Below are 19428 nucleotides of genomic sequence, written 5' to 3'. Positions count from 1 at the left end.
AAAGGAGCTTATTAAAGCTCCTTTTTTGTTGGTCTATTAGCTCAACGAGCCCTCAACTTCATCAAATAACTGCGTGATCTCTTTACTCGGAGGTGGTGTTGATAAACTCACCACTACAATTGCAATACTTGATAAAATAAAGCCCGGTATAATTTCATAAATAAGACTGCTAAGAGTCTCACCATTAATGGTTATTGGCGCATATATCCACACCAACACAGTACCAGCACCAACAACCATACCGCTGATCGCACCTTGTAGATTCATGCGCTTCCAATATAAGCTTAATAATACTAATGGCCCAAATGCAGCACCAAAACCAGCCCATGCATTACTAACCAAATCTAAAATCGAACTATCGCGATCATACGCTAAGTAAATAGCAAATAATGCCACTAGCAATACACTAATTCGACCGACTAAAACCAATTCTGTTTGTGAGGCACTGCGATTTAAATAGATTTTGTAAAAGTCTTCAGTTAGTGAGCTTGAGCAAACTAATAGCTGCGACGAAATAGTACTCATAATCGCAGCTAAAATAGCGGCAAGTAAAAAGCCTGCAATTAACGGATGGAATACTAATTCAGATAACACTAAAAAGATTGTTTCTTTATCATCAATCAGCATTTGGTTTTCAATCATGTATGCGGCACCAAATAATCCAGTTAGCACTGCACCAATTGCCGAAAGTGTCATCCACGACATACCAATACGACGCATAGTTGGCATATCTTTAACAGATCGAACTGACATAAAACGAACGATAATATGCGGTTGTCCGAAATAACCTAAGCCCCATGCCATCGCAGAAATAATCGCGATGGTAGAGCCGCCGGCAAACCAATCAAGCATATTAAGTGCGTGGATCTCACTCTCTTTGGGCGAACTCAATAAGAGATCATAACGTGCGTTAGCCAATGTATCCATAACAGGTTGATCTAACATCGTATATGTTACAATAGGGACCGCTAGCAAGGAGATAAACATAATGCAGCCTTGCACAAAGTCCGTCAAACTAACCGCTAAAAAGCCACCAAACAAAGTATAAAGTACAACAACTCCCGTCGTAACGTATAACCCTGTTTCATAACTCATTTGGAACGAGTTTTCGAATAATTTCCCACCGGCAACAACCCCCGATGAGGTATAAAGTGTAAAGAACACAATAATTACAATTGCCGAGATCACCCGTAATATATTTTTATTATCAGCAAAACGGTTAGCAAAATAATCAGGGATGGTAATTGAATCGTTTGCTTTTTCAGTGTAAACACGCAGTCGTGGTGCGACTAAAAAGTAGTTGGCCCAAGCACCTAGTACCAAACCAATAGCAATCCACACTTTACTTAAACCAAATAGATACATTGCACCTGGTAAACCCATCAGTAGCCAACCACTCATGTCCGATGCGCCGGCAGATAACGCCGCAACTGCTGGAGATAAACTTCTTCCACCCAGCATATAACCAGATACGTCGGCGGTAGATTGCTTATATGCATATAAACCAATACCTAGCATTACGATAAAATACGCAGCTAAAGAAATAATCATTCCAGTTTCCAAACTCGCCTCCAATTCTGAAGTTAAAATCTGGCTTTTAATCCTAATAATGACTCACAAACCAGTATTAAATCAATACGATACAAAGTCATTATTGGTGTAAAAACCATCCTAGAAGTTGACTATAGCATGCCAAGGGTGAATAACTCCAATTACTGAGGTAACCACGCAACTATTTGAGGTAAAGTTGTTTTTACGCGTTGAAAACAATTTCATACTTGAATATGGTAATTAATGCTTAATTACCCTAGGATTAGATCAATGATTTCTCAAATAATCAATACTTTAGTATTTATATTACAAATATAGTTAATGCTATTTATGTTGTTTTACCTTATATTGCCCAAGAACTCGTTTAACTGATGTGGATCCATTGTTTATGTATTTTTATGCTGCACGCCAACCAATTTTAGACCGAAACAAACAACTCGTAGGTTATGAGTTACTCTTTCGTGACGGCGTTGATAATGTATTCCCAGATATTGATGGTGATGAAGCAACCACGCGATTGATTGAAGGCAGTCAATTTAATTTTGGCTTAGAAGATCTCACCGATAACAAGCCAGCGTATATCAACTTTACTCTGGAAACATTGCAAAAAGGCTACCCAACACTGCTGGGTAAAGACCAAATTGTCGTTGAAATACTCGAAACAATTCAACCTGGTAAACGCTTATTAGCAATCGTCAAAGAATTAAAAGAAAAAGGCTACACATTAGCATTGGATGATTATATTCATCAGCCTGTGTGGCGTCACTTTTATCCCTTTATTGATATTATAAAAATAGATTTTCTCAGTTGCGAACTGGACACTATCCATACCATTATTGAGGAAGTTAAGCCTTATCCGCATATAAAGTTATTAGCTGAAAAAGTAGAAACCTATGAAAAATACCAATTAGCTTTAGATCTAGGTTTTGCTTACTTTCAAGGGTTTTTCTTTTCAAAACCAGAAATGGTGCAAAGCAAAACCCTGCCACCATCCGAAATTGCCTTAGCTGAGCTACTGTATGAGACATCAGCTGTTGAAGTTAATTTAAAGAAAATTACCGAAGTATTTGAACGAGATGTAAATCTTTCTTATAAATTATTACGATACAGTAATTCAGCAGCATTTAAACGCAGAGCGGAGATCAGCACCATCAAGCAAGCGCTTATTGTGTTAGGTGCAGAGGAAATTAAAAAGTTTTTATCGTTATTATTTGCCGCTCAAGTTGCTGGTGATAAACCGGCTGAGTTAATTCGCCTTTCGTTAACCAGAGCACGTTTTACTGAATTGCTGGCTATTAACCATAATAAACTCAAAGATACTGGGATGGCTTTTCTGACCGGGATGATGTCATTAATGGATGCCATACTTGATGAAGATATGGCTGGTGTCATGAAAAAACTGCCATTATCAAATGATATCAAGTTAGCCTTAGTTGATGATGAAGGTTTGCTGGCGCAATATCTACGCTTAGTAAAACAGTATGAGCAAGCTAACTGGCAAGGCGCGAATGCAATTCAAGATGAGTTAGGCTTAGCTGCTGAAAAAGTGCCCGGAGCCTACCATGACGCCGTTCATTGGGCGAATGAGCAAATGAAAGTACTGGGTTAATAGTCCGCTTTAAAATAACAAAAATGCCAGCTTAGATGCTGGCATTTTGTTTATTCTGTACGGAAAATTAAAGGCTTTCTAAAAAGTCTTCATCGAAATCTTCAGGCTCTTCCTCAATCGGTGGATTACCGTCATGTAGTTCATAGAGTTGACGTTGAAAATAAATGTCTTTCATAAAAATATACGGATCAAGCGATTCATTTAATAAGCTTTCTTGTGGAATTAATGAAGCGCGCGCCTCAACAGCCTTCAATGCAAAAACGAGTACCGTTTGTGGTGTTGTTAGGGCTATCTCAGGTAGCACAAAATTATCAACCACATCACCGGTTAGATTACGTGCTGTTGAAGGGCCCATGCCTGGTAGCATTAAATAAGCCCCATCGCCAATTCCCCATACCCCCAGAGTTTGGCCAAAGTCTTCATCAACAATATTTAAACCAAGTGATGTAGCCACATCAAACAAGCCAAAAATACCGACCGTTGAATTAACTAAAAATCGCGCAACACTAATTCCTGCATTACCAGCTTTACCTTGTAAAGTAGCATTAATGACATCGGTTGGCGCACTAATGTTATCAGTAAAATTGACCACACTGCGACGAACCGGTGTCGGCGTGACCGCTACATAACCAACAGCAACTGGACGTAATACATATGCATCAAGTACATCCATATTAAAATCGTACATTGGGCGGTTAAAGGATTGTAATGGATCCCGCTCATCTATTTTTTCATCAGGAACTTGCGCGCATCCTGCAAGTACAAGTAAACCTAATAAAACAAAGCTCTGTCTTAACATCTTTGGTCCTTTTAAGGTATTAATTCATTGATAAGTAACTCATAAGCTTGAGTTTGGCTACGCTCTAAGACGTCAGAACGTCCTTCTAACTCACCCGTTGCAGGCATTACCGAGGCATCTTTTGAAATACGCGCGGTTAAAATGATTTGCTCTACACTTGAAAGTGTTAAACCTGCAACCATGGCATTACTATCACTTAGTTGCACTTCAATTGGAAAACGATAGTCTGTCAATTTAACCACTGCCAATGGCATTGGCGGGCCATTGGCTGCTTTTGCAAATACAAACAAGGTACCTTGAGCTGGTAACTTATCCACTAAGTCTGGTGCAAGCTTAATAGTAACGTTAATTGCTGATGGTGCTGCAGGGTTGTTTGAGGCGTTAGCATTACTGCCCTGCTGCGCTGTTGCAACGGGTGTAAGTTGGCTATTTTGTTGCTCATTCTCAGCACTTATATTTTGCTCAATTTCAGTAATTCTCTGAGCAATCATGCTATACCGTGAATCTTGCTTATCCATACTATTTAACAGTACTTCAAAAGCAGCTTTTGCTTGCAGCCAATCATGTCGCTCGTAGGCAATTAACGCCAATAATGAAATTGCATCAAGGTCAGTCGGATCATCTTTGAGTACTTTCGAAAGCATACCAGCGGCACGGGTCATATTAGCATCACTACCCTCAAGCAATAACACTTGGCTATAACTAATCAATACAGGGAGATTGTCAGGATCCATGCGCAACACTTTATCAAATGATTGTTGTGCCATATCGTATTCGTTTAGCGACATAGCGACTCGACCAAGTAACATCCACGCCACTTTATCATCACCACTTTGAGCAAGTTTAGTACGTAACCCTAACGCAAACGCCTGTAATTCATTTTGAGTTAAAGGCTCACCTTGTTGCATCACCGCGCGCTCACCATAGGCAGGTAAATTATCCATCGCGCTTTGCCAATTCTGCAATTGTTGTTGAGAGCCCGTCGCTGTATAAAATATCACTGTAAAGGCCACCAAAAAGGCACAGCCTGTTAATGCAAAAATACGGTTATTACCTTTACTCATCAGCGACTTTTCAGGTGATAACTCATTAAGTAAACGTCGTTTAAGTTCAACCACTGATTCATCATGATTAACTTGATCGATACGCTGTTCAGCCAAATCATTCGCCAACTCACCAAGGCGCTGATGGAAAATAGCAATAAGCTCTGAGTTAGCATTATAAGTGAGGCCTTGTACGCGCTCTTTACTCAAAAAAGGCAGAGCTACAAACGCCATAGCTAATAAGGTTAATACTGCAAAAGCAACCCACATTAGTATCATTTAAATCTGCTCCTGACGTTCATTTTGAGCAATGAGTTTGGCTAATAGCGCCTCATCTTGCTCACTCCATGTTTGTTTAACCGCCGCTTTTCGCTGGCGAAAAATAATAAAACCAAAGCCAAATATCACAATCAACACAGGTAATACCCACAGCACTAGTGTTGCTGGCGTAACCGGCGGATCGTAATGAACAAAGTAACCATAACGGTCAATCATATATTCAATAACATCGTCTTTCGATTTGCCCTCTTTCACTAAAGCCAGTACTTTTTCACGGAGATCTTTAGCAACCACAGCATCAGAATCAGCAATATTTTGATTTTGACATTTAGGGCAACGTAATTCTTTGGTCAACTCTGAAAAACGCTGTGCTTGTTGATTATTATCAAACTGATAACGGTCTTGCTCAGCCATAGCAGCGCCACTGATAAACATGAACAATACAACTAAACAATATTTCATGGCTGTAACTCCTGCATTAAGGGCGCAAATTTAGCACGCCAAACTCGCGGGTTTATATCACCGGTATGATGCAATAAAATAGTGCCTTTACTGTCCACTAAAAAAGTCTCCGGCGCACCCGACACACCTAAGTCAAGGGATAAAGTACGGTGTAAATCAAGAATATTAAACTGATACGGATCACCTGCACGACTTAGCATTGATTTAACTTCTTCACGCAGCGCCGGCAAATCAAATTCACCGTCAAAATCAGCGTCATAACTTTGTACATAGTAAAGCCCGATAATTTTAACGCCTTGCTCTCGCAGTTGGGTTAAATAATCTAATTCAGCTAAACAAGTAGGACACCAAGTACCCCATACATTTAGTAGGTAAACATCGCCTTTTAATTGGCTATCCTGCCAACGCGTTGAGTCGTGCATTAAATCAGGTAAATCGAAGGTCGGCATCGGCTGACCTAAACGACCAGTTTGAATTTCTCGTGGATTAGAAAACAAGCCTTGGAATAAAAACACACACACTAAAGCAAATGCCAGCAGGGGGAGCAGCGCTAATAATTTGCGATTCATACTAACTGCCCCTTTGATTTATCAGACTTCTTTTTGCTGGTGCGATAGCGTCTATCACCCAAAATCATAAAGCCAGCGAGTGAAATCAACACACCACCAATCCACATCCAACGTACATAGGGCTTATGGTAAATTCGCAGTGACCAGCCACCGTTACTTAACTGCTCACCTAGCGCCAAATATAAATCGCGAGTGAAACCGGCATCAATTGCCGCTTCAGTCATAAATTGCATACCAATATCATAACGACGCTTTTCAGCATGTAATACGGTGACTAGTTTTTCATTTTTAAGTACGCTAACTTCTCCCGCATGGCCGCTGTAGTTAGCCCCACGTATGTTGTTAACACCCTCAAAACGATACTGATATTGATTTAACTGCACGATCTCACCCGGTTTCATTGAGACATCACGCTCAACAGAGTATGCCGAGGTTAACGTAACGCCCGCAATAACAAAGGCGATACCAACGTGCCCTAACACCATTGCCCAATAGCTCAGCCCTAAACGTTTCAGACCTTGGCTAAAATTAGTTTGCACGGTTGCTTTTACGTATAGGTCAACAGCGGTTGTCATCACAATCCAAACCGCCAGTGTGGTTGCCAATAACGTTAAAGGTGCAACAACGGCATAGCTTGAATACAGCCAAGCAGCTGTGATAACAATACTGATTAGCGCAGCAATAAGTAATTTATTTTGCAAGAAAGACCACTTATTTTGCTTCCAACGTAGTAAGGGTCCAATACCCATTAAAATGGCAAATGGTACCAAAAGAATGGCAAACATTTTATTAAAAAACGGTTCGCCAATAGAGATACTGCCTAAGCCCATTTCTTTATGCACCATAGGTAATAGAGTACCTAGTAACACTATAAATGTAGCCACCACTAAAAATATATTATTAAGCCATAATGCCACTTCACGTGATACCAGCTTATAGCGTCCTTCACTGCGCACTTGCGACACTCTAAAAGCGTATAGAGTTAATGCGCCACCGACGACGATAGCTAAAAATGCCAAGATAAATAACCCACGATCAGGGTCTGTTGCAAAAGCATGTACCGACACAATAATGCCAGAGCGCACAATAAAGGTGCCCAGCAAGCTTAATGAAAACGCCGCGATAGCAAGTAGCACAGTCCAAGATTTAAACACGCCGCGTTTTTCAGTTACCGACAATGAGTGTAATAATGCCGTTGCCACGAGCCATGGCATGAGTGATGCGTTTTCAACTGGATCCCAGAACCACCAACCGCCCCAGCCAAGCTCAGAATAAGCCCACCAACTACCGATAGTTATACCTAAAGTTAAAAAGCCCCATGCCGTCATAGTCCACGGACGTGACCATTTAGCCCAGGTATTATCTAGTTTACCTGTTAATAACGCTGCAATAGCAAATGAGAATGACACAGATAGTCCCACGTAGCCCATATACAGCAAAGGTGGGTGGATGATCATACCTGGATCTTGCAATAACGGATTAAGATCACGGCCTTCAACAGGAAAATACGGCAGCAATGATTCAAATGGGTTCGACATCCATAGGGTATAAAGCATAAAGCCAACCCCTAAAAAGCCTAACACTCCTAATACCCGTGCTCTTAATATCCAAGGCAATGAATTAGAACGCACAGCAACGACTGCAGTCCAACCTGCTTGCATCACTAACCACAACAAAATAGCGCCTTCATGACCGCCCCAAGTTGAAGTGATTTTATAATACCAAGGTAAAGTACTACTTGAATGATACGCCACGTATGCGACAGTAAAATCATCCGTTAAACTTGCGTAAATCAGGGCTGCGAATGACAACAGCACAAATATAAACTGGCCAACAGCTAATGACGGCGCTGCGCGCATTAGTCGTAAATTACCAGTATGTGCGCCCCATAGAGGAAAAATACATAATAAAACACTTAGCACCATGGCAAGTGTTAGGGAAAAATAACCGAGTTCTGGGATCATCTTAATTGCCACTTTCTAAGTTATATTTAGGTTTCTCATGCTTGATCCCTTTTACCGCTTCAGCAACTTCAGCTGGCATGTATTCTTCATCATGCTTAGCCAACACTTCAAACGCTTCTATGACATTCGCTTCAACCAACACACCTTGCGCCACAATCCCTTGTCCCTCACGAAATAAATCAGGCAAAATACCTTGGTATTTAATTGTCACTAAAGGGCCCGTATCAATTAACTTAAAGCTCACTTGTAAGCTCGATTCATCTCTGATCACAGAGCCCGGCACCACCATGCCACCAATACGCAGTTTTTGACCAATATGCGGTTTTTCTTTATTTGGACCTTTACCTTCGACTAATTCACTCGGGGTATAAAATAAATTAATGTTCTCTTGTAGCGCATACAGCACTAACCCAATTGTCGCCCCAACACCAAATACAATGGCTGTTACAGCTAACAGACGTTTTTTGCGTCTTGGATTCATAGTTGTTGCTCCTGTTTAGCCTGCTGAATACGTGCTTCTCGATCAGCTTGTTGCTGTACAGAAGCCATAATGCGCTTGGTATCATTTAAAGAACTAACTAAAATACCTAATAAAATCAGTGCACATGTGCCAAAAGAGAGCCATACATAAAAACCGTAACCGCCCATGGCAATAAAATCAGAAAAAGAATCAAACTGCATAACTAGCCCCTATTTAACAACTGACGCACCCAAGGGCGGTGCTTCTCACGTTGTAAAATTTCATTTTTAAGACGCATCAAAGTCACCGTGCCAACGAAACCAGCGAAGGCGACTATATTTACCATTAATGGCCAAAACATGCTGGAATCAATGGCTTTCGTGTCAAATTTAGTGATAGTGGCACCTTGATGCAAAGTGTTCCACCACTCAACCGAAAAATGGATAATTGGCAGGTTAATCACCCCGACAATCGCCAAAATAGATGCAGCACGACCCGCTGCTTTTTTATCTTCAAAGGCGTGATATAAAGACAACACTCCTAAGTATAAAAATAATAGAATGAGCTCAGAGGTAAGCCGAGCATCCCATACCCACCATGCACCCCACATAGGTTTGCCCCATGCAGCGCCAGTAATTAGTGCAATAGCCGTCACACACGCACCAACTGGAGCAATTGCAATCACAGCTAACTCTGCATTACGTAATTGCCATACTAAAGCGATCACTGCCGCAATAGCCATGGATGAATAAGCCCCCATCGACAAAATAGCTGAAGGAACATGAATGAAAATAATGCGATAACTGTCTTTTTGCTGATAGTCGGCAGGCGCATAGGCTAACCCCCAGACCCAACCAACGAGCATACAGACAACCGTTATCACGGCAAAATAGGGCAGTAACGTATTGCATAATTGATATGCACGATCTGCTTTAGCGTAGGGATGTAACCACTTCCACATATTAACTTACACTCACTTTCAATGCTGACGATATGGCAATTGGTGCGCTGATAATAGCAATGACGAGCATCGCACCAAGGATAGCAAGCTGACCACTATAATCCAGCGACATAGTGCTGGTATCAATAGCGGAGGTTGCAAAAATTAGAACTGGGATATACAAGGGTAAAACCAATAGACTCATTAAAATGCCCCCTTTTTGTAACCCCACAGTCAGACCAGCGCCAATTGCGCCGATAAAACTCAATAATGGTGTACCTAACAATAAAGTAAGCACGGTTGCGACTAATGCTTGACTGTCTAGATTTAATAACAGTGCAAATAGCGGTGTCATTAATACCAATGGCAAACCAGTAATCAACCAGTGGGCGACTACTTTACCAAGCACTGTTAGCGGTAATGGATAAGACGAAGCAATTAGCTGCTCTAAACTACCATCATTAAAATCATCACGAAATAGCTTATCTAACCCTAACATGGTTGATAGTAACGCAGCGACCCAAATAATACCGGGTGCCATTCGAGCAAGTAGACCGGGCTCTGGACCTATCGCTAACGGGAATAAAGTGATTACAATCAAAAAGAACAAAATGGGATTAACAATTTCAGCACGCTGACGAAAGGCCAACTGTACGTCTTTTTTACAAACGGCACTAAATAGCTGCCAATATGAATGTTGGCGTAACATCAGTGTCGGTACTCCAAAGTCACGGTTTGTAAATGTGCAAAGTGGGTAGTTAAGTCTTGATGGGTGGTTAATAAAATCGCCCCACCTTGCTCAAGGTGAGTTAAAAAACGTTGCTGCAAAAAGGCAACACCGGCTTTATCTAGCGCTGTAAAAGGTTCATCAAGTACCCATAACTTCGCATCATTAAGCCATAGCCTAATCAATGCAACACGACGTTGTTGCCCAGCGGATAAAGTGCGTACAGGCACATCTTCAAGACCAACCAAGCCGATTTTAGCCAGTAATGAGTACAGTTCTTGATCTGTGTCGTAACCTTGTATTTGTAACCAAAAGCGCAGATTTTCAATTGCACTAAGTTGATTATTTACGCCGGTTTTATGACCGATAAACAACAACTCGCGGGCAAACTCATCATAATTTTTTGCAATCGATTCACCTTGCCACATCACTTGCCCTTCATCAGGCGCAGAAAAACCCGCAATTATACGTAATAATGATGTTTTACCAGCCCCGTTTGGGCCTGCTAATTGCATGATTTGACCGGATTTCAAGCGGAAATTAAGATCCGCAAATAAACAACGGTCTTGCTTGATGCAGGTGACGGACTTAATGTGTAACAAGATGATGATTCTCTATACCCAAAATTAGGCGTTAGTCTAGCATAATGATAGGGTAATACGAATAATGCTTTACACCGATTAATGAAAAACTTGATTCAAAATAATGAATAAACCGACACAGATAACATTAGCCAATTCGCTTTCTGTCAGTCATTCGTCGCACAATGGCGCGGGACAGCAAATACCAGTCCTGAGCGAGCAAACGCTTAGCGCCAAAAATATTGTCTTTGCGAAAGGCTCAGTGCAAATGGAAGTGTATGTTGATAAACATTGGCAAACGTTACGCTTAGCCACCACACAGTCGCAAACTCCTCCGGCAAAAATTGCCAGTGCGGATATTCAACTTAGTCATGATGGTAAGCAACTGACTATTTTGCCAACACAAACTGATATAAGCCTACGCCAAACAACTCAATTGCAAAGTATTTTGAATTTTATTAACAGCGGTGATCAGCTCAACAATAAACCATTATCAGTACAGGTTATTCTGCAGCCCGCTGCAAAATTACTGTTAGACCAATTAAACGCCAGTATTCCGGTTAACAAAGAGCTTGCTCAACTATTACATAACGAAGCGGGACTAAAAGCCGTTATCACCCCAAACAGTGGTAACTTTACATTGAACATCATTAACCAGTTTGCAGATACCTTGCATCAACAACCAATCAGCCAAGCAAAACTTGCGCTTTGGTTAAGCAAGCTAGTGCCGCAAGGGCAACTACAATTAGATAAAAATACCATCACCCTGAATTTTAATAATTATAACGGGAATATAAAACTCGCTGTTCAGCCCCCTGCTAATCATCAACTTGCTCCCCAAAACCAAGCCAGTACAGTTGCACAAAAAGTGCAGCTTATAGCAGTTAATGAACAACTTATAATTAAAACTCAACTGCCTAAAATGGCTTTGTTACTAAAAAATTCACTCGCCAATACTTTTCAGTCACTGGTCCAGAAAAGCCAACAGTCAACTCCTGTAAATTTGCCTGCTACACCAGCTAGTCCATTGCTGGTCAGTAGCAGTCCGATTAGCTCTTGGCTACAACACAGTTTCGCCGATTTAAAAACCCGTATCAACGATGCAGTACGCTACTTTGAAAGTAAACCATTTAGTCAGCATAACCTAACTAGCACTAAGCCGAGTAACGCAACATCAGCTAAGCAGCTAACGCAAGCCCTGCCAACGGCACAAAGCGTATTACCAACATCGTTAACCCGAATAAATCTGGCGGCACTGGCAGTCAATCACACCCTGCCATTGCAAGCAGATATTAGTAAAGCGACATCATTACCTAAGCACTTTCATCAATCCCCGCCATTAGTGCAGCTGCTACAACAATTAAAAGCGGGCTTAGCCAGCATTACACAACCAACACCATTACCCGTAGCAGTAGCAGCTAAACTACCGCCAAGCAAAACGGCACTGATTGAACAAGTACATAAAAATACACCAGCAGTTAATCCACAAAATAGTGCTGCTACATCAGCACAAAAACAGCAACAAGCCGGCCCTTTACTATCTAACTTAAACCTAAGCAGTGACAGTAAAGCTATTGACACAGCGACTAACCACGGCGAAGCTCTCGCAAAAACAGTAAAAAACGCTGTTGCTGGTCAAAGCCTCCAAAAAAATGACGGACGACAAACACTGCTTGAAACCACAGCTAAAGTGAGCAATAACAAAACAGAGCAATTTGTAGCACTTTCATTACCCACGCCATTAAAAGGGCCGCTTACAACAGATTTGCCAATCAGTCAGCTAAGCTTACCACTGGAAGCCAAATTACTGGCGTCGCTACTAAAAACGCCTCACGAAAAACCGTTGCCTAATTTTAACACCAGCACAGCCAGTGATAGGCAGCAAGTTGCGGCGCAAATCGATAAATTTGTAAACACTAAAGTCAGTGATAATGTTGATTTAAATAGATTAGTTAATCAGGCATTTAGTCGCATGATTGATAGCCAGTCGCTGCAACCGTTAACCATACAACGAGAGATACTGAGCGTTTTACGCCCACAAAGCTTAACCCCGAGCGCACTGCAAAATAGTTTTAGCCAATCCTTAGAGCATTTAGCTGTGGGTATTTTAGCCACGCCGAGCTTGGCCAATATTAGTGCCTTAAATTTTAACAGTCAGAGTTCACTCGATGCCCTACTACAAGTATTAGTACCAAATTTTAAAGCGACTAATTCGCAAAAACTGCAAGAGCACTTACTGCAACCGCAGTCTCAGGCATTGGCTGCGGAGCTCAGCCAAATCAAAACGGCAATCAGCCAAGTAAATAGTACGCCTATTAATCAACAGCCGGATACAAATCCGCTGGTACAATTTTTATTACCTATGCGGCTGCCGCCGGAAGCTGCGCAAACTGAAATATCATTAGGGCAATATAAAAAACCCAGTAAAGATCAACTCGAAGGAAAAAATGTTTGGTTTGTGCGACTTAATTTTAATTATGCCGAGCTTGGTCAGTTGCAGATCACCGCGGAGTTAATGGATAAAGCGCTTGATTGCCAATTGCTTGCATCAAGCCAGGAGGTCACAGCAATGGCGCATCCCCACCTTGAAAGCCTGCGCCATAAACTCACAGCTCATGGCTTACAGGTAGGTGAACTGGCACTTAGTCAAGGCGCGCCACAGCATCAAGCGTTTTACCAATCCCATGCCATTATTAATATAAAGGTTTAGACTATGAGTGAAAGTTCTCAACATAAATCTGCAATTGGCTTACTTTACGAAGCAGGCCGCGCACCAACAGTAGCCAGTAAAGGATTTGGCAAGCTGGCAGAAGACATTATTAAGGTGGCGGAAGAAAAAGGTATTTTGATCCACAAAGATGAAGCTTTAGCAAAAACATTATCGCATTTAGAACTCGGTGAGGAGATCCCCAAAGAATTATATTATGTGATTGCTGAGTTAATCGCTTTTTCGTATGTATTGCGGGGAAAATTCCCACCAGGCTGGCAAGACTTTCAAGGTAAGTTAAATATTAAAGCGTAGAAAAGTAAAAAGGCGCTAACTCGCGCCTTTTTGATGATGTAACGACATTAATAACTCAGCTTCAGCGCGAGGCAACTCGCATTCACGAATGATCTCTTCGAGATCCGCGCCTAGCTCAACCATTTTTACTGCACGTGAATAAATTTTCGCATCAGGATCATCATACTTCTGCGCATCTTGTAATTGCGCTAACTCCTGATTGCGTTGCTCTACAGCAACTAACCGCTTGCCAATACTTAACATGCCAGTGCGCATTTCAGCAACTTCGCTGCGTAAAATACTCAGCTGGTGTTGTGCTTCTTGCAGTTGCTGCGCCCGACTTTTTAACGCGGCAGCATGTTTGTTATTATTAATGAAAATTAGCCCCAAGCATACTAAGAACAGTAATAGTGAGGCGCCTAACAACGAGTATACCAACATAGTTTTTCCGTAAGCGTTATAAACCGCTTAGCTCGTCCCACTCTTCATCATTTAGCAATTTATTTAAATCAACTAAAATCAATAGTTCACCATCGCGGTTACTCACACCTTGGATAAATTTAGCACTTTCTTCAGTGCCAATATTTGGTGCGCTGTCGATTTCAGAGCTGCGTAAATAAACGACTTCTGCCACACTATCTGCAAGAATACCAATAACTTGCTCTTCTGCTTCGATGATCAAAACCCGTGAATTATCGGTAGCCTCAGCAGACATTAGACCAAATCGTGCACGAGTATCAATAACGGTTACAACGTTACCACGTAAGTTAATGATCCCTAATACATAGCTTGGCGCACCAGGTACTGGCGCAATCTCTGTGTAACGCAAGATCTCTTGTACTTGCATCACATTTACGCCGTAGGTTTCTGATTCCAGCTTAAAGGTGACCCATTGCAGCACTTCATCGTTGCCATCGGTATTTTTACTGGTTGATAATAATCTTTGTTCACTCATGTTAGTACTCCGAATATCGTTACTGCTCGCGGCTATCTAAACCTTGCTCTAATAATTGATTTAAGCTTTGCACATCAATTAAGGCACACATTTTTTCTTTAATTACCCCTGCAAGCCAAGGCCGCTTGCCACTTTTAGCTCGCCATTTCACATCTTCACTTCGTAGTGTGATGTTATTTACCAGCTTTTCTGCCAACAATCCCCATTGGCTATCACCTAAAGTGATCAAGTATTGGTAGTTTAATTTGTCTTCTAACTCTTGGGTATACTTTTCTGGCATCACCCAACGAGCGGTATCAACCACATTCAGGTTTTCCTCACGATTGAGCATAACCCCTTTAAACCATTTAGGTTTACCGAATAGTTGGTTCACTTCACCTAATTGATGGATCCCACCAAGCGCCTTAAGAGGCACTGCAAGGGTTAACCCCGCGACCTCAAAGAATAATGCTTGAAATTCACCATCAAAGTAATCCTCTTGACGCTGCACAGGCGTTTTCGCCTCAACAGCATCTTCTTGTGTAGCAACTTTAGCTATATCATTGATATTAGCTTGGATCTGCGGTTTCTCAAGGGGCGGTGTAATTTGTTCGGGTATTTTTGCTTGCGCAGTTGGTTTTGGCTCGTCCAGTGCATTTGGCTGTACAATCGTTTGCTGCGACGCCTTCGCTGGCATTTTATTGTTAGTGTCTGTCGGTGACACTTGTTCGAGTAATTTTGCAACCGGTTCTAAGTCTGTTGACTCTTCCTCTTCGCACAGTAAAGCCCCCAAGTACTGGGTCATTACTTTTTCATTAGCAAATAATTGCTTACTCATTCATTAACCTTGTTCAATCAAATAATCGAGTAATGCGCGATATGCATACACACCTCGTGAGCGCGGACAATACTGAATAGGTACTTGCTGGGCTAAACTTGCATCACGAAACTTGGTATCTACCGGTATTACCCCTGGCCATACTTTTTCTTGGTACGTTTGCTGTAATGTTTTATATGCTTCTAAAGATGCATTGGTGCGCTTATCATACATTGTCGGGATAATGGTATATTGATACTGCTTTGATTGCGAGCTTTGCATTAACTCCATCGTTCGCATCATCCGATCCAGCCCTTTTAGCGCTAAAAACTCTGTTTGCACCGGCACTAAAATACGCTCACTGGCGGCCAACGCATTGACCATTAAAACACCCAGCACTGGCGGACAATCTAATATTGCATAATCATAATGTTCACTGATTTTTGTTAATGCTTTTTTTAATATCAGCCCCATCCCCGTTTTATTGCCCATACTGCGGTCAAGGGTGGCAATTGCCATAGTTGCAGGCAAAATGTCCAAATTATCAATATTTGATGGGCACAGCGCTTGTAAAATTTCTTCACTGGCCATGGCGTTACCACGAGCAAATATATCATAAACACTGACTTCTAAATCTTCAGAGTCAATGCCAAAGTAATAGGTTAAAGATGCATGGGGATCAGTATCAATCAGTAATACTCGCTTTCCTTGCAGCGCTAATATGCCAGCTAAACTTACGGCCGTGGTGGTTTTCCCTACTCCGCCTTTTTGATTCGCTACCGTCCAGATTTTCACATCACACCTTATTTTTTTTCATTGCGCGTTGTAATTCGTATGCCACCATGTGGGAGTTGGATCACTTTAATGCTGTTATCATCACTTGGCAACTCAATTGCTTGCGGCTCTGCTGCTTGTTGCTGCGCAGCTTGCTCTTCTGTGACCTCAGGTTTCGGTGGTAAACCATATTTAGATAATGCCACCACTACTTTACGATTTTCTGCACGGCCTTGCTCGGTGTCATTCTCAGCAAAAGGCGAATATTGCCCATAGCCTTCGATGGCCATACGAGCTGGGTTTATGCCTAAACTCTCAAGCTCTACTAACATAGACGTTGCCCGAGCGACCGACAATTCCCAATTAGAGCGAAACATTTCATTTCGAATTGTTTCGTTATCAGTATAGCCACGTACGCGAATGTAATTATCAACCGGGGCAATAATATCTTTTACTTGTTTGATCACTTGCTTTGCACGTAAGTGAGCCACGGCACTACCACTTGAAAACAACATCCCAGAGCTTAATTCAATAATCAACCAATCTTGGTGTAGCTCTAAGCTGGCTTCACCGTCGCGTATTTCATCAATTAACGCTGATTGCAGTTTAGTCAGTAAACTATCCAGAGGTTTACCTAAATGCTTTTGTTTTATATTACTTGTATCACTTTGGCCATCAAGCAGTTCTGGGCCAACTTCTTGCTTTTGAATGCTTTCACCAAACAGCAGCTCTTTCTCGGGGCTAACCCTATCAGTTAATAAGCCAGTCCCAGTGACGCCTTGACCTTCTTGGGAATGCTGACGAGCTGATTTATCAAACACTTGTTCTAATGAGTCAGATAAAATTTGAAAGCTTTCTTCTTTATTGATGGCAATAGCATACATCACCACAAAAAACGCAAACATAATGGTCATGTAATCAGCATAGGAAACTAGCCAACGTTCAGTATGTTGGTTTTTACTCGACGAATGACGAAGGCGGCGACGCATCATTATTGTTGTAACTGAGTTGGTCGCTCAACGCGATACGCTTCAAGTTTGAGCTCTATATTAACAGGGCTATCTCCTTGGCTCATCGCAATAATGCCTTCAGCGAGTAGCTCGTGGTAAAGCATTTTTTGTTCAACTTGCTGCTGCAGCTTGTTAGCCATTGGCAGAAATAATAAATTTGCTAAGCCGACACCATAAATTGTAGCGATAAAAGCAGTTGCAACACCCGCGCCTAATTTTTCAGGATCGGTAATAAACGACATTGCCTGAATCAATCCAAGTACTGCGCCTAAAATACCAATAGTTGGGCTGTAACCACCCAATGCTTCATAGACACGGCTGGCTTCAAGCAGGCGTTCGCGCTCTAGTAATAAATCAATTTCTAGTGTGTCTCTGAGCTTTTGCTCACTATGACCATCAACCAGTAAACTCAAGCCTTTGGCAACGTAAGGATCAGAGTGCGTCAACGCAATCTCTTCTAGTGCCAAATAACCTTCTTGACGCGCTTTCTGTGACCAACTTTTAACTTGTTCAATTGCCCCATCAATATCATGACGCGGCGGGAAAAACACCCAATGACTAATCTTTAATACTTTGTTGAATGTGCTGGCAGGGGTTTGCAGCATCACTGCGCCGAGCGTGCCACCGAGTACAATTATCAATGCTGGGCCATTAAATAACGCACTAACGACCCCACCCTCCAATGAATATCCGAAGCCAATTGCACACAATGCAACTATCAGGCCTAAAAATGACAACTTATCCACAACCAATCTCACGAACTAATCGAGTTGCAACATCGCTCAGCGCGATACTTGCCGATGATAAACCAGCACTTGCAACCGCTTGCGGCATACCATAAACCACACTGGTTTTTTCATCTTGTGCCCAAATTGTCGCACCTGCTTGTTTCAGCATTCTTGCGCCATCGCGTCCATCGGCTCCCATTCCAGTTAACACAACTGCGAGTACATCACCTTGATAGGCTTTAGCTGTACTAGCAAAGGTTACATCAACACTCGGCTTATAGGTGATCCGTGCACTATCGTCTTCAAAAACCCGTAAAGTGCGATTTCCACCTCGCCCTTCAATCAACATTTGCTGACCACCTGGTGCCAAATAAGCCACGCCTGGCATTAATTTATCACCCTGTTGAGCTTCTTTTACTTGTATTTTACATAACCCATTTAAACGCGCTGCAAATGCTGGCGTAAATGCTGCAGGCATGTGTTGAATTAACAAAATAGGGTGTGGGAAATTAGCCGGTAACTGAGTCAAAATCGTTTGCAGTGCAACAGGCCCACCAGTAGAAGTACCAATAGCGACAATTTGATATTTCTTTCCTGAGGCACGAATAGTCGCAGCTGGACCAGCGCTCGGCGTAGCACTACGGTTAAAACTTATATCCGGCTGAGTAATTGCAGGCCGCGAGGTAGTTGCTGTAGACGTAGATGAAGGCGTTGCTGGTGCAGGCCGGCTAAAACGTGATAACCGTCTACGGCCAATTTCTTTTACTTTATTTTGGAGTAGTTTAATTGCATCTTCATTATTGCGAGCAATATCTTCAAACTTTTTCGGTAAAAAATCTAAAGCGCCCGCGTCAAGTGCATCTAAGGTCGCTGTTGCGCCATCACGTGTGAGTGACGAAAACATCAGGATTGGCGTTGGGTTAGCTGCCATGATCTCTTTTACAGCGCTAATACCATCAAGCACTGGCATTTCAACGTCCATGGTGATTACATCTGGTCGTAATTGATTTGCTTTGTCTACGGCTTCTCGGCCATTTACCGCAAAACCAATGACTTCAATATCCTTATCTTGCTCGAGTATTTCGCTCACTCTGCGGCGAAAAAAACTTGAATCATCAACAACTAAAACTTTAACTGCCATTGGCATACTCTTGTTAAATTTTATCTGCGAGAGCCAAAA

General features: G+C 41.9%; 21 protein-coding genes. 3 read left to right on the top strand and 18 right to left on the bottom strand.

Annotation, left to right across the window (positions count from 1 at the left end; all coding sequences use genetic code 11):
* Positions 1–36: 36 nt before the first annotated feature.
* Entirely contained in the window at positions 37–1551 is a 1515-nt protein-coding gene (gene putP, locus A7968_RS10750; RefSeq protein ID WP_064666571.1) for a sodium/proline symporter PutP, read from the bottom strand.
* A gap of 388 nt (positions 1552–1939) precedes the next feature.
* Here putP and A7968_RS10745 point away from each other — a divergent pair, with 388 nt between their 5' ends.
* Complete coding sequence (locus A7968_RS10745) at positions 1940–3160, top strand: EAL and HDOD domain-containing protein (protein WP_064666570.1); 1221 nt, start codon at positions 1940–1942, stop codon at positions 3158–3160.
* Positions 3161–3227: 67 nt separating this feature from the next.
* Here the strand turns inward: A7968_RS10745 and A7968_RS10740 are convergent, their stop codons facing one another.
* The 10 genes from A7968_RS10740 to ccmA are packed head-to-tail and all read right to left on the bottom strand — an operon-like array spanning position 3228 to position 11005.
* Positions 3228–3959: an MlaA family lipoprotein gene (locus tag A7968_RS10740; RefSeq protein ID WP_064666569.1), complete on the bottom strand. Its 732-nt coding sequence runs from the start codon at positions 3957–3959 to the stop codon at positions 3228–3230.
* A gap of 11 nt (positions 3960–3970) precedes the next feature.
* A complete protein-coding gene (ccmI, locus tag A7968_RS10735; protein WP_064666568.1) occupies positions 3971–5281 on the bottom strand; it encodes a c-type cytochrome biogenesis protein CcmI in 1311 nt (436 codons plus the stop codon).
* The gene (locus A7968_RS10730; RefSeq protein ID WP_064666567.1) at positions 5282–5743 is read right to left on the bottom strand and encodes a cytochrome c-type biogenesis protein; all 462 of its coding nucleotides are present in this window, start codon (positions 5741–5743) and stop codon (positions 5282–5284) included.
* Positions 5740–6312 carry a redoxin family protein gene (locus tag A7968_RS10725; RefSeq protein WP_064666566.1) on the bottom strand — a complete coding sequence of 191 codons (573 nt, stop codon included), beginning with the start codon at positions 6310–6312 and terminating at the stop codon, positions 5740–5742. Before A7968_RS10725 ends, A7968_RS10730 begins: the two co-directional genes overlap by 4 nt.
* Positions 6309–8276: a heme lyase CcmF/NrfE family subunit gene (locus tag A7968_RS10720; protein WP_064666565.1), complete on the bottom strand. Its 1968-nt coding sequence runs from the start codon at positions 8274–8276 to the stop codon at positions 6309–6311. Before A7968_RS10720 ends, A7968_RS10725 begins: the two co-directional genes overlap by 4 nt.
* A 1-nt stretch (position 8277) precedes the next feature.
* Entirely contained in the window at positions 8278–8757 is a 480-nt protein-coding gene (gene ccmE / locus A7968_RS10715) for a cytochrome c maturation protein CcmE (RefSeq protein ID WP_064666564.1), read from the bottom strand.
* Complete coding sequence (gene ccmD, locus A7968_RS10710; RefSeq protein WP_064666563.1) at positions 8754–8957, bottom strand: heme exporter protein CcmD; 204 nt, start codon at positions 8955–8957, stop codon at positions 8754–8756. Before ccmD ends, ccmE begins: the two co-directional genes overlap by 4 nt.
* Positions 8958–8959: 2 nt before the next feature.
* Positions 8960–9697, bottom strand: a complete 738-nt coding sequence (locus tag A7968_RS10705; protein WP_064666562.1) for a heme ABC transporter permease — start codon at positions 9695–9697, stop codon at positions 8960–8962.
* Between the two features lies 1 nt (position 9698).
* Positions 9699–10385 (bottom strand): heme exporter protein CcmB, encoded by a 687-nt coding sequence (ccmB, locus tag A7968_RS10700; RefSeq protein ID WP_064666561.1) that lies wholly within the window; start codon positions 10383–10385, stop codon positions 9699–9701.
* Entirely contained in the window at positions 10385–11005 is a 621-nt protein-coding gene (ccmA, locus tag A7968_RS10695) for a cytochrome c biogenesis heme-transporting ATPase CcmA (RefSeq protein ID WP_157586718.1), read from the bottom strand. The genes ccmB and ccmA overlap by 1 nt, the downstream gene beginning before the upstream one ends.
* A 103-nt stretch (positions 11006–11108) precedes the next feature.
* Between ccmA and fliK the strand changes: the two genes are divergently transcribed.
* A complete protein-coding gene (fliK, locus tag A7968_RS10690) occupies positions 11109–13694 on the top strand; it encodes a flagellar hook-length control protein FliK (RefSeq protein WP_064666559.1) in 2586 nt (861 codons plus the stop codon).
* A gap of 3 nt (positions 13695–13697) precedes the next feature.
* Positions 13698–14006 (top strand): EscU/YscU/HrcU family type III secretion system export apparatus switch protein, encoded by a 309-nt coding sequence (locus A7968_RS10685; RefSeq protein WP_064666558.1) that lies wholly within the window; start codon positions 13698–13700, stop codon positions 14004–14006.
* A 15-nt stretch (positions 14007–14021) separates the two neighbouring features.
* Here the strand turns inward: A7968_RS10685 and A7968_RS10680 are convergent, their stop codons facing one another.
* From A7968_RS10680 to A7968_RS10650, 7 genes are read right to left on the bottom strand one after another with little or no spacing between them, the layout of a single operon-like run.
* Positions 14022–14426 carry a DUF2802 domain-containing protein gene (locus A7968_RS10680; protein WP_064666557.1) on the bottom strand — a complete coding sequence of 135 codons (405 nt, stop codon included), beginning with the start codon at positions 14424–14426 and terminating at the stop codon, positions 14022–14024.
* A gap of 16 nt (positions 14427–14442) precedes the next feature.
* Complete coding sequence (locus A7968_RS10675; RefSeq protein WP_064666556.1) at positions 14443–14940, bottom strand: chemotaxis protein CheW; 498 nt, start codon at positions 14938–14940, stop codon at positions 14443–14445.
* Positions 14941–14959: 19 nt separating this feature from the next.
* Positions 14960–15757 (bottom strand): chemotaxis protein CheW, encoded by a 798-nt coding sequence (locus A7968_RS10670; RefSeq protein WP_064666555.1) that lies wholly within the window; start codon positions 15755–15757, stop codon positions 14960–14962.
* Positions 15758–15760: 3 nt separating this feature from the next.
* Positions 15761–16531, bottom strand: a complete 771-nt coding sequence (locus tag A7968_RS10665) for a ParA family protein (protein ID WP_064666554.1) — start codon at positions 16529–16531, stop codon at positions 15761–15763.
* A gap of 8 nt (positions 16532–16539) precedes the next feature.
* The gene (locus tag A7968_RS10660) at positions 16540–17502 is read right to left on the bottom strand and encodes a flagellar motor protein MotB (protein ID WP_064666553.1); all 963 of its coding nucleotides are present in this window, start codon (positions 17500–17502) and stop codon (positions 16540–16542) included.
* Positions 17502–18266, bottom strand: coding sequence for a flagellar motor protein (locus A7968_RS10655; protein ID WP_064666552.1), 765 nt, complete (start codon positions 18264–18266; stop codon positions 17502–17504). The genes A7968_RS10660 and A7968_RS10655 overlap by 1 nt, the downstream gene beginning before the upstream one ends.
* The gene (locus tag A7968_RS10650) at positions 18259–19389 is read right to left on the bottom strand and encodes a protein-glutamate methylesterase/protein-glutamine glutaminase (protein ID WP_064666551.1); all 1131 of its coding nucleotides are present in this window, start codon (positions 19387–19389) and stop codon (positions 18259–18261) included. Before A7968_RS10650 ends, A7968_RS10655 begins: the two co-directional genes overlap by 8 nt.
* Positions 19390–19428 lie beyond the last annotated feature (39 nt).

This window comes from Pseudoalteromonas prydzensis, from assembly GCF_001661495.1.
Lineage (GTDB): Bacteria > Pseudomonadota > Gammaproteobacteria > Enterobacterales > Alteromonadaceae > Pseudoalteromonas > Pseudoalteromonas prydzensis.
The sequence above is the reverse complement of the archived record's forward strand: the minus strand, read 5'-3'. Positions and strand labels throughout refer to the sequence as shown.